General features: G+C 69.5%; 15 protein-coding genes and 1 tRNA gene. 9 read left to right on the top strand and 7 right to left on the bottom strand.

Annotated elements, in window-relative coordinates; translation table 11 throughout:
* The first annotated feature begins 79 nt into the window (after nucleotides 1-79).
* From topA to QUC20_RS10900, 4 genes are all read left to right on the top strand, one after another.
* Nucleotides 80-2,785, top strand: a complete 2,706-nt coding sequence (topA, locus tag QUC20_RS10915; RefSeq protein ID WP_289329880.1) for a type I DNA topoisomerase — start codon at nucleotides 80-82, stop codon at nucleotides 2,783-2,785.
* Nucleotides 2,782-3,420, top strand: a complete 639-nt coding sequence (gene tmk, locus QUC20_RS10910; RefSeq protein ID WP_289329879.1) for a dTMP kinase — start codon at nucleotides 2,782-2,784, stop codon at nucleotides 3,418-3,420. The genes topA and tmk overlap by 4 nt, the downstream gene beginning before the upstream one ends.
* A 76-nt stretch (nucleotides 3,421-3,496) precedes the next feature.
* Nucleotides 3,497-4,651 carry a DNA polymerase III subunit delta' gene (locus tag QUC20_RS10905; protein ID WP_120264895.1) on the top strand — a complete coding sequence of 385 codons (1,155 nt, stop codon included), beginning with the start codon at nucleotides 3,497-3,499 and terminating at the stop codon, nucleotides 4,649-4,651.
* The gene (locus QUC20_RS10900; RefSeq protein ID WP_289329878.1) at nucleotides 4,648-6,201 is read left to right on the top strand and encodes an alpha/beta hydrolase; all 1,554 of its coding nucleotides are present in this window, start codon (nucleotides 4,648-4,650) and stop codon (nucleotides 6,199-6,201) included. The genes QUC20_RS10905 and QUC20_RS10900 overlap by 4 nt, the downstream gene beginning before the upstream one ends.
* 180 nt (nucleotides 6,202-6,381) lie before the next feature.
* On the opposite strand, the gene QUC20_RS10895 is transcribed toward QUC20_RS10900, so the two are convergent.
* The 4 genes from QUC20_RS10895 to QUC20_RS10880 form a co-directional block, all read right to left on the bottom strand.
* Nucleotides 6,382-7,188, bottom strand: a complete 807-nt coding sequence (locus QUC20_RS10895; protein WP_289329877.1) for a nucleotidyltransferase domain-containing protein — start codon at nucleotides 7,186-7,188, stop codon at nucleotides 6,382-6,384.
* A 134-nt stretch (nucleotides 7,189-7,322) separates the two neighbouring features.
* Nucleotides 7,323-7,982 (bottom strand): methionine ABC transporter permease, encoded by a 660-nt coding sequence (locus tag QUC20_RS10890; protein WP_181574219.1) that lies wholly within the window; start codon nucleotides 7,980-7,982, stop codon nucleotides 7,323-7,325.
* On the bottom strand, nucleotides 7,975-9,012 hold the full coding sequence (locus QUC20_RS10885; RefSeq protein ID WP_289329876.1) for a methionine ABC transporter ATP-binding protein: 1,038 nt from the start codon (nucleotides 9,010-9,012) through the stop codon (nucleotides 7,975-7,977). The genes QUC20_RS10890 and QUC20_RS10885 overlap by 8 nt, the downstream gene beginning before the upstream one ends.
* A 68-nt stretch (nucleotides 9,013-9,080) precedes the next feature.
* Complete coding sequence (locus QUC20_RS10880; protein ID WP_289329875.1) at nucleotides 9,081-9,977, bottom strand: MetQ/NlpA family ABC transporter substrate-binding protein; 897 nt, start codon at nucleotides 9,975-9,977, stop codon at nucleotides 9,081-9,083.
* A gap of 230 nt (nucleotides 9,978-10,207) precedes the next feature.
* Here QUC20_RS10880 and QUC20_RS10875 point away from each other — a divergent pair.
* Nucleotides 10,208-10,283: transfer RNA gene (locus tag QUC20_RS10875), tRNA-Thr, on the top strand.
* 69 nt (nucleotides 10,284-10,352) lie between these two features.
* On the opposite strand, the gene QUC20_RS10870 is transcribed toward QUC20_RS10875, so the two are convergent.
* On the bottom strand, nucleotides 10,353-11,480 hold the full coding sequence (locus QUC20_RS10870; RefSeq protein ID WP_289329874.1) for a Gfo/Idh/MocA family protein: 1,128 nt from the start codon (nucleotides 11,478-11,480) through the stop codon (nucleotides 10,353-10,355).
* Nucleotides 11,477-12,241: a sugar phosphate isomerase/epimerase family protein gene (locus QUC20_RS10865; RefSeq protein WP_183045433.1), complete on the bottom strand. Its 765-nt coding sequence runs from the start codon at nucleotides 12,239-12,241 to the stop codon at nucleotides 11,477-11,479. The genes QUC20_RS10870 and QUC20_RS10865 overlap by 4 nt, the downstream gene beginning before the upstream one ends.
* Nucleotides 12,242-12,430: 189 nt before the next feature.
* On the opposite strand from QUC20_RS10865, the gene QUC20_RS10860 reads away from it, so the two are divergent.
* The 4 genes from QUC20_RS10860 to QUC20_RS10845 all read left to right on the top strand — a co-directional run bounded on the left by QUC20_RS10860 (nucleotide 12,431) and on the right by QUC20_RS10845 (nucleotide 16,320).
* Entirely contained in the window at nucleotides 12,431-13,009 is a 579-nt protein-coding gene (locus tag QUC20_RS10860) for a TetR/AcrR family transcriptional regulator (RefSeq protein WP_289331515.1), read from the top strand.
* A 69-nt stretch (nucleotides 13,010-13,078) separates the two neighbouring features.
* A complete protein-coding gene (locus QUC20_RS10855; protein WP_289329873.1) occupies nucleotides 13,079-13,474 on the top strand; it encodes a hypothetical protein in 396 nt (131 codons plus the stop codon).
* A 60-nt stretch (nucleotides 13,475-13,534) separates the two neighbouring features.
* A complete protein-coding gene (locus QUC20_RS10850; protein ID WP_289329872.1) occupies nucleotides 13,535-15,739 on the top strand; it encodes an MMPL family transporter in 2,205 nt (734 codons plus the stop codon).
* Nucleotides 15,736-16,320, top strand: coding sequence for an isochorismatase family protein (locus tag QUC20_RS10845; RefSeq protein WP_289329871.1), 585 nt, complete (start codon nucleotides 15,736-15,738; stop codon nucleotides 16,318-16,320). Before QUC20_RS10850 ends, QUC20_RS10845 begins: the two co-directional genes overlap by 4 nt.
* A 4-nt stretch (nucleotides 16,321-16,324) precedes the next feature.
* Here the strand turns inward: QUC20_RS10845 and QUC20_RS10840 are convergent, their stop codons facing one another.
* Nucleotides 16,325-17,893: a serine/threonine-protein kinase gene (locus QUC20_RS10840; protein WP_289329870.1), complete on the bottom strand. Its 1,569-nt coding sequence runs from the start codon at nucleotides 17,891-17,893 to the stop codon at nucleotides 16,325-16,327.
* Between the last annotated feature and the right edge of the window lie 4 nt (nucleotides 17,894-17,897).

Below are 17,897 nucleotides of genomic sequence, written 5' to 3'. Positions count from 1 at the left end.
CAGAAGGATATGGCGCGGCGCTCCCAGCGTCTTCCACCGTGTGGCGCGTGTATGGTGTGCGCTGGAGAAAGGAAGACTCGTGGCAGGCGGCAAGAAACTCGTCATCGTCGAGTCCCCGACCAAGATGAAGTCGATCCAGGGCTACCTGGGCGACGAGTACGAAGTGCTCAGCTCGGTCGGGCACATCCGGGACCTCGCTAAGAAAGAGGACATCCCGGCCGACAAGAAGCAGGCGTACGGCAAGTACTCCATCGACGTCGACAACGGCTTCGATGCGTATTACGTGGTCAGCGATCGCAAGACCAAGACCGTTGCCGAGCTCAAGCGCGCCCTGAAGGACGCCGACGAAGTCCTGCTCGCCACCGATGAAGACCGCGAGGGCGAGGCGATCGCCTGGCACCTGCTCGAGGTGCTCAAGCCCAAAGTTCCCGTCAAGCGCATGGTCTTCCACGAGATCACCAAGGACGCCATCCGCGCGGCCGCCGACAACACGCGCGAGCTCGACCTCGCGCTCGTCAACGCCCAGGAGACCCGCCGCGTTCTCGACCGCCTCTACGGCTGGGACGTCTCACCCGTGCTGTGGCGCAAGATCGGCTCCGGCCGCGACGGTCAGGCACTGAGCGCCGGCCGCGTGCAGTCCGCCGCCACACGCATGGTCGTCGAGCGCGAGCGCGAGCGGATGTCGTTCGTCTCCGCCTCGTACTGGGACATCGAGGCCCATGCCGCGAAGGACGGCGGCTCGTTCTCGACCCGCCTCGCTCGGCTCGACGGTGCCCCGCTGGCCCGCGGCACCGACTTCGACGACACCGGTTCACTCAAGAAGGCGGTCGTCGTCCTCAACGAGAAGGACGCCCGCGAGCTCGCCGCCGCGATCGAGAAGGCTGCCACCGCAGCCGTCACCGCGGTCGAGGCCAAGCCCGGAACCCGCAGCCCCAAGCCGCCGTTCACGACCTCCACGATGCAGCAGGAGGCCGGCCGCAAGCTCTCGATGAGCGCAAAGCACGCGATGAGCGTCGCCCAGCGTCTCTACGAGAAGGGCTACATCACCTATATGCGTACCGACTCGACCGCGCTCTCGGCGCAGGCCGTGACGGCGGCGCGCACGCAGGCGGTCGCGCTGTACGGCGACCGTGCGGTTCCCGCGGGCCCGCGCTCGTACCGCAACAACGCCAAGAACGCCCAGGAGGCGCACGAGGCGATCCGCCCGTCGGGCGAGGAGTTCCGCACGCCCGCATCCGTCGCCTCCGGTCTCGACCGCGACGAGCAGCGCCTGTACGACCTCATCTGGAAGCGCACCGTCGCCAGCCAGATGTCCGACGCGAAGTACGAGACCACGACCGTCACGCTCGAGGTCGACGCAGCCGGCAAGCGGGCCGCGTTCACGGCATCCGGTACCGTCTACACCTTCAAGGGCTTCCTCGAGGCGTACGAAGAGGGCAACGACGAGAAGCGCGGTGACAATGACCGCTCCGCCGACCAGTCGCTGCCGCCCGTCGCCGTGGGCGACGAGCTCGCGCTGTCGGATGTCGAGCCCAAGGGCCACGCGACGAGCCCCAAGCCCCGCTACACCGAGGCGAGCCTCGTCAAGGCGCTCGAGGAGAAGGGCATCGGGCGTCCGTCGACCTTCGCGAGCATCATCGACGTCATCCTCGAACGCGGCTACGTCACCAAGCGCGGCCAGGCGCTCGTGCCCAGCTGGCTCTCGTTCAGCGTCGTGCGGCTGCTCGAGCAGCACTTCTCCGACCTCGTCGACTACGACTTCACGGCCGCCCTCGAAGACGACCTCGACGCCATCGCCCGTGGCGAGCAGGCGCGTGAGGCCTGGCTGCAGGAGTTCTACTTCGGCTCGGACAACCACGTGGGTCTGCGCAACATCGTCGAGAACCTCGGCGACATCGATGCGCGCGAGCTCAACGCGACGCCCATCGGCGACGTGGCGACCCTGCGCTTCGGCAAGTACGGTCCGTACCTCGACGTCCCGGTCGGCGACGGCGAGACGCGCATCGTCAACGTGCCCGACGACCTCGCGCCCGACGAGTTGACGCCCGAGAAGGCGCAGGAGCTCATCGACGCTCCCGTCGCCGGTGACCGGGTGCTCGGTGAGAACCCCGAGAACGGCAAGCTCATCGTGGTCAAGGACGGGCGCTTCGGCCCGTACGTGCAGGAGCTCGAGCCCGAGCCCGACGAGACCGTCGACGAGTCGACCGGCGAGGTCGCGCCCGCCAAGAAGAAGACGACGAAGAAGAAGGAAGCGGCCCCCAAACCGCGGACGGCGTCGCTCTTCAAGTCGATGAGCGTCGACACGGTCGACCTCGACCAGGCGCTCAAGCTGCTTTCGCTTCCTCGCGTCGTGGGCGTCGACCCCGAGTCGGGCAACGAGATCACCGCGCAGAACGGCCGGTACGGCCCGTACCTGAAGAAGGGCACCGACTCGCGCACGCTCGCCAGTGAGCAGCAGCTGTTCGACATCACGCTCGAAGAAGCTCTCGCCGTCTACGCGCAGCCCAAGTACGGCGCCCGCGCCGCATCCAGCGCGCTCAAGGAGTTCGAGGCCGACCCCACCAGCGGCAAGCCGATCAAGCTCAAGGACGGCCGGTTCGGTCCCTACGTCACCGACGGTGAGACCAACGCGACCATCCCGCGCGGTGAGAACGCCGAAGAGGTCACCTTCGAACGCGCCGTCCAGCTGCTCGCCGACAAGCGCGCCAAGGGCCCCGCGCCCAAGCGCAAGACGGCCGCGCGCAAGACCACCACGACGCGCAAGCCCGCGGCAAAGAAGAAGTGACCGGCTCCGCCGACCGCGGACTCTGGATCACCCTCGAGGGCGGCGACGGGTCGGGTAAGACGACTCAGGCGACCGCTCTCGAGGCCTGGCTCCGCGAGAGCGGTCGCGAGGTCGTGCGCACGCGAGAGCCGGGCGGCAGCGACGTGGGCGTGCTCATCCGCGACATCGTCCTGCATCACCGGGGCGACATCGCGCCGCGCGCCGAAGCCCTGCTGTACGCCGCCGACCGGGCACACCATGTCGCGACCGTCGTCCGTCCGGCCCTCGACCGCGGCGCCGTCGTCGTGCAGGACCGGTACCTCGACTCGTCGGTGGCCTACCAGGGGGCCGGACGCATCCTGGATGCCGGCGAGGTGCGTGACCTGTCGCTGTGGGCCACCGACGGCGCGCTGCCCGACATCACGGTGCTGCTCGACCTCGATCCCGCGGCCGCGCGGGCCCGTCTCGACGCCGACGACAAGCCGTTCGACCGGCTCGAAGCCGAGAAGGCCGACTTCCACGAGCGTGTGCGCACCGCCTTCCTCGGGCTCGCCGCAGCGGAACCCGAGCGGTTCCTCGTGCTCGACGCGACTCGCCCGCCGGTCGACCTCGCCGTCGAGATCCGGGCTCGCGTCGAACGCTCGCTGCGCGGTTGAGTCGGCGCCGACGAGGGAGCCGTCGCCCGCCCGGTGCGGGGTCACCGAGGTCGGAGGCTCCCCGTAGGCTGGACCCATGACCGTCTCCGCTCCGCTCGCACCGCCGTGGGGCGAGGTCTGGGGCCAAGACTCCGCCGTGGCGGCGCTGCAGGCCGCGGCATCCGATCCCGCGCAGCTCGCGCACGCCTGGCTCATCACGGGCCCGCCCGGCTCGGGGCGCTCGACGCTCGCGCACGCCTTCGCGGCCGCGCTGATTGCCGAGCCGGGCGACGAAGCCGCGATGCGGCAAGTGCTCGCTGGTACCCACCCCGATCTCACGGCACTGCGCACGGAGGGCGTCGTCATCTCGATCCGCGACGCTCGGGCCCTCGTCGAACGGTCGTACTTCTCGCCGTCGCTCGGCCGATACCGCGTCATCGTCGTCGAAGACGCCGACCGGATGGTCGAGCGCACGAGCAACGTGCTGCTCAAGGCTCTCGAAGAGCCGCCGGAACAGACGGTCTGGGTGCTGTGCGCGCCGAGCGATGCCGACCTGCTGCCGACGATCCGCTCGCGCGTACGCACGCTGCGGCTTCGTGAGCCCGACGTGGCGGATGTCGCGCGGCTCATCTCTGCGCGCACGGGGGTCGACGACGCGGTGGCCGAGCAATCCGCTCGCCTTGCCCAGCGACACATCGGCATGGCCCAGCGTCTGGCGACGGATGCCGCCTCTCGGGAGCGCCGCGATGCGACGCTGCGCGCGGTGCTGGCGGTGCGCGGGGTGTCCGACGCCGTCGAGACGGCCGGCCGGATCGTGAGCGCGGCGACCGAGGACGCGAAAGCCCTGACGGCGGAACGCGACGAGTCCGAGCGTGAGGCGTTGCGGCGCACGCTCGGGGTCGCACCGGGCGCGCCCGTCCCGCCTGCGGTGCGTGGTCAGCTGAGCGCGCTCGAAGACGACCAGAAGCGCCGCGCCACCCGCAGCCTGCGCGACGGTATCGATCGCGTCCTCACCGATCTCGAATCGATGTATCGCGACACGCTGATGCTCCAGTTCGGCCGCGAGGGCGACTTGATCAATCGGGAGCTGACGAGCGAGCTCGCCGCTCTCGCGTCGGCATGGACCCCCGACCGCACACTCGTCGTCCTCGATCGCATCTCGGCCACCCGCAGCGCCCTCGAAGGCAACGCGGCGCCCCTGCTCGCTCTCGAGAGCATGCTCATCACCGTCGCCAGCGGAAGGACACCGTGAAAGCTCCCCGTCGTCTGGTCACCGTCGTCGCCATCGCCGCGGCCACGGTGACGGTCCTCACCGGATGCGTCTTCAAGGGAAGCCCCGATCAGGCTTCGCCCGCGCCGAGCCGCACCCCTGTCACCGAGGGCGTGTCGGAAGATCTGATGCCGTTCTACGGACAGGAGCTCGATTGGGCTTCCTGCTCGGGCGCCGACTCGGGAACGTATGACTGCACGACGGTGCGCGCGCCGCGCGACTGGAACGATCCCTCGGCCGGTGAGATCGAGCTCGCCGTCGTGAGGCGCGCGGCGGGATCGGGGGAGGCGCTCGGGTCGCTGCTGGTGAACCCCGGCGGTCCCGGCGCGAGCGGGTACGACCTGATCGCCGACAGTGCTCAGTTCGCCGTCGGCTCGGTGCTGGCCGACGCCTACGACGTCATCGGGTTCGACCCGCGCGGAGTGGGGCGCTCCAGCGCGGTCGCCTGCTTCGACGCCGCAGGCACTGATGCCTACTTCTTCGACATCCCGGCGGCGCCCCGCGGCACGCCCGAATGGGAAGCGGAGCTGACTGCCCGCAACGAGCAGTTCGCCGCCGCCTGCGATGAGAACAGCGACGGCATCCTTCCCTTCATCACGACCGAGTTCGCCGCGCGCGACATGGATCTGCTGCGTGCGGTGCTCGGCGACGAGAAGCTCAACTACCTCGGCTACTCGTACGGGACCTTCCTCGGTGCGACGTACGCCAAGCTGTACCCCGAGAACGTCGGGCGCCTTGTGCTCGACGGGGCGATCGACCCGAGCGTGTCGTCCCTCGATGTCAGCGCGACCCAGGCGGTCGGCTTCGAGTCGGCGCTGCGTGCGTTCATGGCGGCCTGCCTCGAGGAGGAGGACTGCCCCTTCCGCGGCTCTGTCGACGACGCGATGACCGACCTCGGCACGCTGCTCGCGAGCGTCGATGCCTCGCCGCTGCCGGCATCCGATGGTCGGCGGCTCGGCGCTGACTCGCTGATGACCGCGATCATCGCGGCTCTGTACTCGCAGGACAACTGGCCCATCCTGCGCCAGGCTCTTGCGCAGACGCTCACCGGTGACCCGGCGACGGCGTTCCTGCTCGCCGACTTCTACTACGCGCGCACGGCCGACGGGCGCTACGAGGACAACTCGTCCGAGGCGTTCCGCGCCTACAACTGCATGGACTACCCGGTCGAGAACGACCCCGAGGCGGAAGCCGCCTCGAAGGCACGCCTCGCGGTAGAAGCCCCGACAGTCGCGCCGTACTGGGAGGGTGTCGACGCCTGCGCTGTCTGGCCTTACCCGCCGACGGGCACGCGGGGCGAGATCACGGCCGACGGTGCCGCACCGATCGTCGTCGTGGGCACGACCAACGATCCCGCCACCCCGTACGAATGGTCGGAGTCGCTGGCCGGTCAGCTCGTCTCAGGCGTGCTCATCACGCGCGAGGGCGAAGGACACACCGGGTTCCAGAAGGGAAACTCGTGCGTCGACGACGCGGTCGAGGCCTTCTTCATCGACGACACGGTTCCCGAAGACGGACTCGTCTGCCGCTAGGCCTCTGCCCCTCGCCCTCCCACCCGAGGTCCCAGTTCGGCCGGGAACGCTGCCCCGAAACCCGGCCCAAGTGGGACCTCGGGGAGGTTCGCCCGCCGAGGTGGCGCCGTGCTTGCCGCGAGGTCCCAGTTGAGCCGGGAATGACGTCGCCGTTCCCGGCCGAAGTGGGACCTCGCCGGCTCAGCGAGGCCGGGGCAGGGCCCGGAACATCTCGATTGCTGCCCGGACGCCCTCGGGTGAGGCGCCAACCGCGCTGAGCGCCGCGGTGACCTGAACGCCGAAGTCGCCGGGTGCGGACGGGAGGCGCGAGACCCCCGGCACGATGCCCTTCTCGTTGATGGCCCAGACTCTGGCGTGCGCGTGCCATGCGTAGGCAAGTCGCACGGCCGCGTTGCTCAGGCAGAGGTCGACGTAGGCGGTGTCGCCGCGGTCGGCGACCTTCGCTGCGGCGTCCACGAGGAAATCCACCTGCCACAGGTCCTCGATGAACGCCCGCCGCAGCGGTTCCGGGTAAGGGTCGAGGGAAGCGGCGTTGTCGCGCAGGAAACGGGCGCCATCGACGAGTGGCTTCGCGAGGGCGACCTCGCCGGCGTAGGCGACATCCAGGAACCCGGAAGGATGCCCCGGCTGTGCGTGGAAGGCGAACGTGCCGCGACGCGCCCTCGCGATCTGAGCTCGAACCCGTTCGACGTCACGAATGATGATGTCCACGGGCATGCCCGCGATCGTCGACCATGCTCCGCTGTCCACCCACGGGCCCCAGCTCCCCGCGTGTCCGACGGTGACCGGTGCCTCAGCCCAGCGAGACACCGTCGCTGAGACGGCGGCGCGGTCGATAGTCCGTCCATCGACGTAGACGCCGAGGTCGACGTCCGAGCCGGGGGCATGTGTTCCGCGCGCCCGACTGCCCCCGAGTGCCACCGCGACCACTCCGGGAGTTGCTGCAAGATCGTGCGCGATCCGAACCAGATCGGTATCCGAGAGCATCGTGCCAGGCTAGCGAGCACGCCGAGGTCCCAGTTGGGCCGGGAATGGTGTCGCCATATCCGGCCCAACTGGGACCTCGGGTGGGGTTATCTCGGCCTGACCGACGCGGTGCGCGGCCGACAGGCGGCAGGGCGTCAGCGGCGAAGGATGCGGCGGGCGAGGGCGTTGCCGAGGAACTGCACGCCCTGCACGAGCAGGATGATGATGATCACGGCCGCCCAGGTCACCCACGGGTTGAACTGGCGGAAGCCGTTCACCAGGGCGAACTGACCGAGCCCGCCCGCGGCGATGGCACCGGCGACCGCAGTCATGTCGACGAGCGCGACCACGATGAAGGTGTAGCCGAGCACGAGCGGGCCGAGCGACTCGCGGGGGACCAGCCGGAAGAGGATGCGCGAGCGACTCGCACCGGCGGCGCGGGCGGCCTCGATCACCCCGGGCCGTACCGTCAGCAGGTTCTGCTCGACGATGCGTCCGATGGCGAACATCGATGCGATCGAGATCGCGAAGACCGCGAACTCGATGCCGATGCCGCGAATGCTGAACGCGCGCGCGAGAGGCTGTACCGCGGCCATGAAGATGATGAACGGGATCGGTCGGAAGGTGTTCACGATCACGTTGACGATGCCGAACACCACACGATTGGGGAACAGGCTGCCGGCCCGTGTCGCGTAGAGCGCGAGGCCGATGAGGAATCCCGCGATACCGCCGAACACCAGGCTCAGCGTGATCATGTAGAGCGTCTCGGCCGTCGCCGGCCAGAGGTCGGGCAGCAGGTCGATGAGCCTATCCACGGGAGTCCTCCTCGATGAGCGGTGCGTGGGCGGATGCCGCGGCCACGGCACGGTCGACGGCATCCGTCTCTCCCGACAGGGCGAGCGTCAGGTGCCCGAAGACTCGCCCGCGGATGTCGTTGATGCCGCCGTGGATCAGCTCGAACCGCACACCGTGCGACGACAGTGCCGCGAACACGTCCGCCTGCGGCGACTCGGCCTCGCGGATCGTGAAGGTGACGATGCGACCGGGATGCCGCGCGCGCAGCGCGGCGAGCTTCTCGCCCGTGGGGGCCTCGTCGATGATGCTCGCCACGAAACGGCGCGTGGCGTCATGCGACGGTGCCGAGAGCACATCGAAGACGTCTCCGCTCTCGATGACGCGACCATACTCCATCACGACGACGCGGTCGGCGATCGCGCGAACGACCTCCATCTCGTGGGTGATGACCAGGATCGTCACCCCGAGCTCGGCGTTGATGCGCTTCAGGAGGGCGAGCACCTCCTGTGTCGTGTCGGGGTCGAGCGCGCTCGTCGCCTCGTCGGCGAGCAGGATGCGGGGACTCGTGGCGAGAGCCCGAGCGATGCCGACCCGTTGCCGCTGACCACCCGAGAGCTGCTCGGGGTAGTTCTTGGCCTTGCCCGACAGCCCGACGAACTCGAGCAGCTCCGCCACGCGTTGCTTCACCTCGGCGCGCGGGTGCCCGGCGACCTCCAGCGGGTACGCGACGTTGCCCGCGACGGTGCGAGAGTCGAACAGGTTGAACTGCTGGAAGATCATGCCGATGTCGCCGCGCAGGGCGCGCAGCTCGCGCTCACGAAGCCCCGTGATGTCGCGGCCGTCGATCTCGACGCTCCCGCTCGTCGGCGTTTCCAGGGCGTTGACCAAGCGCAGCACGGTGCTCTTCCCGGCGCCGGAGTAGCCGACGATGCCGCACACGGTTCCGGCTTCGATCTCGAGGTCGACGCCATCGACGGCGACGACCGGGTCGCCGCCCTTCGTGGACGGTGGGAAGCGCTTTGTCACGCCGGACAGGCGGATCAGGGTCATGCGGGGGCTCCTCGAACGGGACATGCGTGTGCGGCCCGTCCTGTGGAGCGGGCCGCACACGCATGATGTCACTGGTTGGCGCGGACGTCGTCCTCGACCTGCTTCAGGGCGGAGGCGAGCTCGTCCTTGGGGGTCTTCACGAGCACGGCGGATCCACCCGAAGCCTCCTGGAGGCCGTCGGTCACGGCCTTCGTGTTCTGGAAGATCTCGACGAGCTTCTCGTACGTCGGGTTGTCGGCGTCCTCGGCCTTGGCGGCGAAGATGTTGATGTAGGGCTGTGCGCTCGGGTCGCTGGGGTCGTCGGTGGCGAGCGCGTCGTCGAACGTCAGCCCGGCATCCTCGACGAAGTCGTTGTTGATGATCGCGGCGGCGACATCGGGAAGCGAGGTCGCGGTCAGAGCTGCGTCGAGAGCCTCGACCTTGACCTTCGATCCCGGCTCGACGTCTGCCGTGGTGGAGAAGACCGAGCCACCGTCCTTGAGCTCGATGAGGCCCTGCGCCTGCAGCACGAGCAGGCCCCGGGCCTGGTTGCTCTCGTCGTTCGGGACGGCGACCGTCGCGCCCTCGGGGATGCCGTCGACCGAGTCGTACTGCGTCGAGTACAGACCCAGCGGGTAGGTCGCCGTCGAGCCGATGGCCACGAGGTCGTCGTCGGCGTTCACGTTGTAGGTCGCGAGGTAGATGATGTGCTGGAACTGGTTCAGGTCGAGCTCGTCCGCCGACAGTGCCGGGTTCGGCTGCGTGTACTCGGTGAAGTCGACGATGTCGACCTCGATGCCCTCGTCGGCGGCCGCTTCCTTGTACGTCTCCCAGTAGGGGTCGCCCGCGCCCACGACACCGATGCGGACGGGGCCGTCCTGTGCGGCATCGTCGGCGTCGCCGGAGCCCGCGTCCGACGCGCACGCGCCCAGCAGAAGGGTCAGGGGGAGGGCCAGGGCGGCCGCGGTCAGAAGTCGCTTGGACATGAGTGGTGCTCCTCGGATCGGGCACCGCGGGGCGGTGGCCCGCCCATGCGCGACCGGGGTCGCGCTCGCCTCATCGCGGTGCGCTACGACGGTAAGCGCCACCGGCGGACGGCGAGTAATCGTCGCGTAACACGGCGTCTCCCGGTATAAGGCCGCAGGCCTCGCCGCCGGTTCGCGGCGGGGTCGGAGACCATGTAACATTGCTGATCGTGCATCGCACAGCGACGCGCGCCGCCTTAGCTCAGACGGCAGAGCGATTCACTCGTAATGAATAGGTCAAGGGTTCGATTCCCTTAGGCGGCTCCACAACGAAAGGCCCGGACTCCGAAGAGTCCGGGCCTTTCGCATTACCCGCTCGGCGGGTCGCCGTGGGCGTTACAGCGTCGCGGCGAAGGGGTCGAAGTCGACGGGCACGGTGGGCACGGGCGCCACGGTGCTCGCGACCTTCACGAATTCCCCCGAGGCAGCCGATTCCTGCGCCGAGAGCATGACGTCGAGCACGTGGTACCCGAGCTCGCCGGTGGCGACGTGAGGCCGGTTCTCGGCGATCGCGCGAACCATGTCGAGCAGACCCAGGCCGCGGCCGGTGAGCTTGCCCTCCTGCTCGATCTCGATCCACTCCTGCTCGCCCCAGTTGCCGTCCGAGATCGACGTGCGCGCCTTGACGTACGCGATGCGTCCCTCGAACTGGTTGGGGTCGGGCAGGACGATGGAGCCCTCGGTGCCGTGAACCTCGAAGACGCCGTGGCGTTCGAGGGCCGAGTCGAAGCTCAGCAGGCTCGCCGCCTGCTGGCCCGCTTCGAAGGCCGTGACGACCTGCATCGTGGTGGGCACCTCGACGGGGAAGACGGTGCCCGCGTTGGGGCCCGCCTGGATCGTGCGCTCCTCGAGCTTCTTGCGCCCGACGGCAGCCACTCGGTCGACAGAACCGAAGAGGCTGACGAGACCGCTGAAGTAGTACGGTCCCATGTCGAGCAGCGGGCCGGCCCCCTGGGCGAAGAGGAACGCGGGGCTCGGGTGCCACAGGTCGGGGCCGACGGTCTGGAAAGCCGTCGAGGCGAACATGGGCTCGCCGATCACACCGCTCTGGATCGCGCGCTTCGCGGTCTGGAAGCCAGGGCCGAGAAGCGTGTCGGGCGCCGAACCGATGCGCAGGCCCGCGGCATCCGCCTGGCGCAGGAGCTCCGCGGTGCTCTCGCGATCGAGGCCGAGCGGCTTCTCGGTCCAGACGTGCTTGCCCGCGGCGATCGCTCGCGAGGAGATCTCGACGTGGACGGCGGGGATCGTCAGGTTGACGATGACGTCGACGTCGGGGTGGGCGAGGACATCATCGGTCGTGCCCCATTCCGCGACGCCGTGCTTCTCGGCCTGGGCCTTGGCGCGGTCGACGTCGAGGTCGCCGAGGATGACGACGCGGACATCGGGGAACGAGCCCAGGTTCTCGAGGTAGGTGTCGCTGATGACACCGACGCCGACGAAACCGACTCCGACGGGCCCGGTCATGCGCTGACGCCGTTCTCACGCAGGAACGCCAGGCTGGCGGCGACGTCGGCGAAGACGTCTCCGGGGGCCTTGTCGTACTCGACGACCGCGTACTTCAGTGCGGTCGCGGCACGCAGCGACTCGGCGAGCGGCACATCGCCCGTGCCGGCGTGGCGCTGGTCGAGGCTGTCCGAGCCGAACTGCTCGGCGCCGGGGGCCCAGGGGTTGGATGCCGGCACGACACCGTCCTTGACGTGCACGGCGATGAGGCGGTCGCCGAGGCTCTTCACCAGGGCAGGCACGTCCTGGCCGCCGGTCAGCGCCCAGAACAGGTCGAGCTCGAGGGTGACGCGCTCGTCGAGGAGCGAGACGAAGCGCTCGTAGGCGCTCTGACCGTCGAACGACGCGACGAACTCCTGCGCGTGGTTGTGGTAGCCGACGCTCAGGCCGAACCCTGCAGCGATCTCAGCCTGCGCGTTGAGGCGCTCGGCGATGTCAGCGACGCCTTCTTCGGTGAGCCAGCGGTCGGGGGCGACGAACGGGTCGATGACCGTCTTCATGCCGATGGTGGCGGCGGCCTCGTAGACGACCTCGGGCGCGGGCGTGGGGATGGAGCCGTCGGGCGTCCAGAGCTCGTCGGTCAGCAGGGGAGCGTGACCGGTCGGCGAGGTGAGACCGGCGGCGTCCAGGGCCGCGCGGATCTCGGTCGGGCGCGAGACGAAGTCGAACGCCTCGACGTGTGCGAATCCGATCTCGGCGAGCTTCGCCAGCGAGCCGGACATGTCGGCGGAGAACTCCTTCGCAAGCGAATAGAGCTGGACGGATGCCTGGACCTGAGTCACAGTCGACCTTCTTTCGTACGTCATCGTGCGGGGTGCCTGTGGTGGCACGACGTCACGCTAACACGTAATACATCCAGGTGGAGGTTTTGTTGTTACAGTCGCCCTGTGAGCAACGACGATCGCGCGAGGATGGGGCGCCCGGGCGCCTACGCCAAGGGCGTCGCGCGGCGCCAGGAGATCCTCGACCGCGCGATCGAGGTCTTCCAGGAGCGCGGCCTGCAGGGCACGTCGCTGCGGCGCATCGCCGAGGCCATCGGGGTCTCGCACGCTGCGCTGCTGCACTACTTCGAATCGCGCGAGCAGCTGCTCGTCGCCGTCTACGAGCACGCCGAGACACAGCGTGGTCGGCGCAACCCCGTTCCGCCCGAGACCGCGGTCGGCGTCATGACGCGTGCCGCCGTCGACAACCTCGAGGTGCCCGGCCTCGTCGAGCTCTACTCGATCCTCGTCGCCGGGGCGCTCGAGGCGGGGAGCGAGCACGGCAAGCGATTCTTCACCGAGCGATTCGAGCGCATCCGTGGTGAGCTGACCGCGAGGCTTCGCGCCGAGCAGCGAGCCGGAACCGTTCGCGACGATGTGCCCGCGGAGCAGCTCGCGGCGCTGCTCATCGCGGCGTCGGACGGCCTGCAGATCCAGTGGCTGCTCGAGCCCTCCATCGAGCTCGAGCGCACGCTCGCCTCTCTCTCGGTGCTGCTGCGTCCCGCGTGAACCTGCGCCGCGCGTGAACCATACTGAGTGCATGGCGCGAGCGACCTGTTTCCCGAGTCGGCGGTGCGCGTGACGAGCACCATCGACGCGGTCCTGGAGATCCTCAGCTGGGCGGGTTTCGGCGGTGCCGCCGTGTTCGGGATCGCGTTCCTCGCGCTGTGGGCGATGGACGGCACCTGGCTGGCGGCCGAAGCTCTCGTCGATCATGAGGCCGATGGCACGTGGGTCCGGTGGTTCGACGATGAGGGTGAAGCCAACAGTGCGCGGGTCGACGAGCACGCGGCGACGCTTCTGGCCGGCCGCGATCGGGCCGACATCTGGTATCGGCGCGGGTGGCGGGGGAGGATGCGGCTGACCCGGCGCCCGCCCGCCCATCACCTGCTCGTCGGTCTGTCCTCCGGGTTCCTCGCGGTGGGCGTCGTCTCCCTCGTCGCATCCTGGATCGTCCTCTTCGCGCGCGGCTGAGTCTGCGCGGCGATCGGCCGTGAGGTGGCGCGTCTCTAAATAGCTAGATAAGCTACCTACGTGAAGAGCGAACGAATTGTGCCGCGCTGGCTGCGCATCGGCATCCCCGCCCTGCTCGTGCTCGTCTGGATCGTGGGCGGTTCCGTGGGCGGGCCGTACTTCGGGCGGGTCAGCGAAGTGGCCACGAACGATCAGTCGTCGTTCCTGCCCGCCAGCGCCGATGCGACGCAGGTCAGCGAACGCCTGACCGACTTCACGGGCGGCGAAGAGATCCCGGCAGTCGTCGTCGCCGCCGCATCCGACCCGCTCGACGAGGCCCAGCTGACAGCACTCACCGAGCTCACCGCCGCCATCGGCGAGCTCGAGGGAGTCGGTGAGGTCTCGCCGCCCATCCCGTCCGAGGACGGTCTCGCGGTTCAGGTATTCGTTCCCGTCGATGCCTCGGGTGAGGTGCGCGACGTCGTCGAAGAGATCCGCGTCCTCGTCCAGAAGGACCTTCCCGCAGGCGTGGAGGCGTGGGTCACCGGACCAGCCGGCTTCACGGCCGATCTCGCCGAGGGCTTCCTCGGCATCGACGGACTTCTTCTCCTCGTCGCGCTCGCCGCGGTGTTCGTCATCCTCGTCATCGTCTATCGGTCGCCGCTGCTGCCGATCCTCGTCCTCCTCACATCGGTGTTCGCGCTCTGCGTCGCGCTGCTGACGGTCTGGTGGCTCGCGAAGGCCGACATCGTCGTCCTCAACGGACAGGTGCAGGGCATCCTGTTCATCCTGGTCATCGGCGCCGCGACCGACTACGCCCTGCTGTACACGGCTCGCTACCGAGAGGCGATCGGGGCCGGTGCGTCACGCTGGGATGCGACGCTGCGCGCCTGGAAGGGCGCCGTCGAGCCGATCCTCGCCTCGGGGGGAACCGTGATCGCGGGCCTGCTCTGCCTGCTGCTGAGCGATCTCGCCAGCAACAAGGCGCTGGGCCCCATCGCCTCGATCGGCATCGCCTTCTCGATGCTCTCGGCGCTGACCTTCCTGCCGGCCCTCCTGGCGCTGTGCGGTCGAGCCGCGTTCTGGCCGTTCATCCCGCGCACCGGCGCGATCGATCTCCCCGACGACCCGAGTCAGCCGGTCCGCGGGCTGTGGCCGCGTCAGGCGCGCTTCGTCGCGCGCCGCGCCCGCCCGGTCTGGATCATCAGCACTGTCGTGCTTCTCGTCGGCGCCGCGGGCGTGCTGCAGCTCAACGCGAACGGTGTGCCCTCGAGCGACCTCGTGCTCGGAACCTCGGAAGCCCGCGACGGCCAGGCCGCTCTCGCCGAGCACTTCCCCGCGGGGTCGGGCAGCCCGGCATCCGTCATCGTTCCCGAGGGCCGTCTGGCTGACGCGCTCGTCATCCTCGACGAGAACCCCGGCATCTCCTCGGTCGCCGCCATCGCGGCCGACTCGCCGACCGGTCAGGTCTCCGTCGCTCTCGAGGACGGCGAGCCCGTCTTCACGGCGGCAGGCGCTCCGGGCGCACCGGTGCCCGAGCCGACGGTGTCGGAGGGCGACATCCTGCTCTCGGTGACGCTCACCGATCCCGCCGACTCGCTCGAGGCCGAGCAGACCGTGCGCGACCTGCGCGCGACCTTCGCCGAAGAGGTGCCCGGGGTGCTCGTGGGCGGGACGACCGCGACCGACGTCGACACCAACGACACCTCGATCCGTGACCGCACCGTCATCATCCCGGTCATCCTGGTGGTGATCCTGCTCATCCTGATGCTGCTGCTGCGCTCGATCCTGGCGCCGGTGCTGCTCATCCTGAGCACGATCCTGTCGTTCGGCACGGCGCTGGGCGTGAGCGCTCTGGTGTTCAACCACGTCTTCGACTTCCCCGGAGGCGACCCCGCCGTGCCGCTGTACGGCTTCGTGTTCCTCGTGGCGCTCGGAGTCGACTACAACATCTTCCTCATGTCGAGGGTGCGCGAAGAGACGCTCGAGCACGGAACCCGTCGGGGCATCGCGCGAGGACTCGTGGCGACAGGCGGGGTCATCACCTCGGCGGGACTCGTGCTCGCAGCGACGTTCGCGGCCCTCGGCGTCATCCCGATTCTGTTCCTCGCGCAGATCGCGTTCATCGTGGCGTTCGGAGTGCTGCTCGACACGTTCGTCGTCCGCTCGCTCCTCGTTCCCGCGCTCGCCCACGACATCGGCGCCGCCATCTGGTGGCCGTCGAAGCTGTGGCGTCGTGAACGGGCCGTGCGCCGCGCGGACGCGGAGCGTAGCCTCGACGCATGACCCGTGCCCTGTTCATCGTCGATGTCCAGAACGACTTCACCGAAGGCGGAGCGCTCGGTGTGACCGGAGGTGACGCGGTCGCCGCCGCGATCACGCGTCACCTCCGGGATCACGCCGACGACTACGAGATCATCGTGGCCTCGCGCGATTGGCATCACGCTGATCATGACAACGGCGGACATTTCGCCGACGGTGAGCCCGACTACGTCGAGACCTGGCCGGTGCACTGCGTCGCCGATACGGCGGGAGCCGAGTACGACCCCGAGCTCGACGTCTCCGCCGTCACCCATCACGTGAAGAAGGGCCAGGGGGTGCCCGCCTACTCGCTCTTCGAGGGCACGACCGAAGCGGCGGATGCCGTCGCCGACCTGCTGACCCGGCACGGGGTCGTCGACGTCGACATCGTCGGCATCGCGACCGACTACTGCGTGCGCGCGTCAGCACTCGACGCGATCGCGCACGGTCGTCGCGTGCGCATCCTGACCGACCTCGTCGCGGGTGTCGCCGAGGAGTCGAGCGCCGCCGCGCTCGCCGAGCTGGCCCACGCGGGAGCACTGCTCACCTCCGCCGACGGACGCTGAGGGCTCAGCCGCCGGGCTTGTCCGGTTTACCGGGCCCCGTCGAGCCCGGTCCCTTGCCGCTGTTCGAGCCGGGGCCGTTTCCGTTCCCGTTGCCGCTGTTCGAGCCGGGGGCCAACCCGTTGTTCTGGGCCGGCGCGGCGGGGGTGTCGACGGTCGTCGCCCCGGCGGGGACCGCCCCGGCCGGCGTGTCATCTCCGGCGTCGCCCGTCCCCGGCGTGACGACCGTCTCGGTCGCCGCCGGGGTCTCGTCCGTCGGAGCCTCGACGTCGGCGACGCCGTTGCCCGTCGAGATGTCTGCCGGAGTCTCCACGACGGCGGGTACGGTCACATTCGTCGTCGGCGAGGCCGGGGGCGGCATCAGCAGCAGGTGAGCGGTGAGCGCTACTCCGATCGCGCCGACGGATGCGGCGCCGACGGTGATCGCCGTTCGCCTCCGGCGCCGCGTGGTCGTTCCGCGAGCCGCCGTCGAGGCACCGGTGGCGCGGAGGGGTGGCGACCCGAACAGCGGCTCGATGCCCGGTTCTGCTGTCGTGCCGCGTGCCCACAGGGCAGCGGTCGCGGCTACCGGGGCATCGGATGCCGTCGTGGTCTCGAGATCCCGAGCCTCGGTGACGGGCCACGCCGCGGTCGCGACATCCGCCTGAGCGGTGCGAGATGCGTTCTCATCGTCGCCTCCCCTCGCGGCAGGCGCAGCCGGTGCGGCTGGCGCGGCGCCACCCGAGGCGCCAGAGCCACGACGACTCAGCCGCGACATCACCTCGAGCGCCGTGGGACGGTCGTCGGGACGCCGCGAGGTCATCGCGCAGAGCAGGTCGCGCCACGGGTGGTCCAGCATCGGAGGCATGTCGGGGTCACGCGACAGGCGCGCCAGCAGCTGGCCGCGATTGCCCTCCGACCCGGAGAATGCGCGCTCGCCGGTCGCTGCTTCGAGCAGGACCAGACCGAGCGCGTAGATGTCCGACGGCGGGGCGGGATCAGCGCCGTGCAGCAGTTCGGGCGCGATGTATGCGGCGGTGCCGATCAGCAGGCTGGGGGAGGTGACACGGTCGCTGTCGAGAAGGTGGGCGATGCCAAAATCGGCGAGCTTGGCGCGCAGCGGCACGCCGGGCACCGTCGACCGGGCGAGGAGGATGTTCGACGGCTTCACGTCGCGGTGCACGATTCCCGCGTCGTGCACCACGTGGAGTGCGTCGGCGAGCTGAGAGCCGAGCGCGGTCAGCTCCCCGTCGTCGAGGACACCCGTCGCGATGCGCTGCGACAGCGTCATCCCCACCACGTGCTCCATGACGAGGAAGCGCGGCTCGTCGCTCAGATGCGCGTCGAACAGGGTCACCAGGCCGGGGTGATTCAGTGACGCGAGCAGCCGCGTCTCGATCGCGGCGCGGTCCGCCGCGGTGCTGTCGGTCAGCTCGGACCGCAGCACCTTGACAGCTACCGGACGCCCGAGCGCTTCGTCGCGCGCGAGGAACACGCGGGCCATGCCGCCCGAGCCGATCGCCTCGACAACGCGGTACCGACCCGCGAGGAGCACGCCAGGGAGGACGGAATCATCGCTCGCGACACTGTCGATCATCCCG

Source organism: Microbacterium arborescens (assembly GCF_030369635.1).
Taxonomy (GTDB): Bacteria; Actinomycetota; Actinomycetes; order Actinomycetales; family Microbacteriaceae; genus Microbacterium.
Note: the sequence above shows the minus strand (reverse complement) of the source record. Positions and strands in the feature narration are given on the sequence as shown.

Coding starts and splice junctions, on each gene's coding strand:
- QUC20_RS10895 (WP_289329877.1), bottom strand. CDS start 7,188: ATGCTCTCGGATACCGATCTGGTTCGGATCGCGCACGATCTTGCAGCA.
- QUC20_RS10870 (WP_289329874.1), bottom strand. CDS start 11,480: ATGACCGGGCCCGTCGGAGTCGGTTTCGTCGGCGTCGGTGTCATCAGC.
- QUC20_RS10840 (WP_289329870.1), bottom strand. CDS start 17,893: ATGATCGACAGTGTCGCGAGCGATGATTCCGTCCTCCCTGGCGTGCTC.
- QUC20_RS10860 (WP_289331515.1), top strand. CDS start 12,431: ATGGGGCGCCCGGGCGCCTACGCCAAGGGCGTCGCGCGGCGCCAGGAG.
- QUC20_RS10880 (WP_289329875.1), bottom strand. CDS start 9,977: ATGTCCAAGCGACTTCTGACCGCGGCCGCCCTGGCCCTCCCCCTGACC.
- QUC20_RS10885 (WP_289329876.1), bottom strand. CDS start 9,012: ATGACCCTGATCCGCCTGTCCGGCGTGACAAAGCGCTTCCCACCGTCC.
- QUC20_RS10865 (WP_183045433.1), bottom strand. CDS start 12,241: ATGTCCGGCTCGCTGGCGAAGCTCGCCGAGATCGGATTCGCACACGTC.
- QUC20_RS10905 (WP_120264895.1), top strand. CDS start 3,497: ATGACCGTCTCCGCTCCGCTCGCACCGCCGTGGGGCGAGGTCTGGGGC.
- QUC20_RS10845 (WP_289329871.1), top strand. CDS start 15,736: ATGACCCGTGCCCTGTTCATCGTCGATGTCCAGAACGACTTCACCGAA.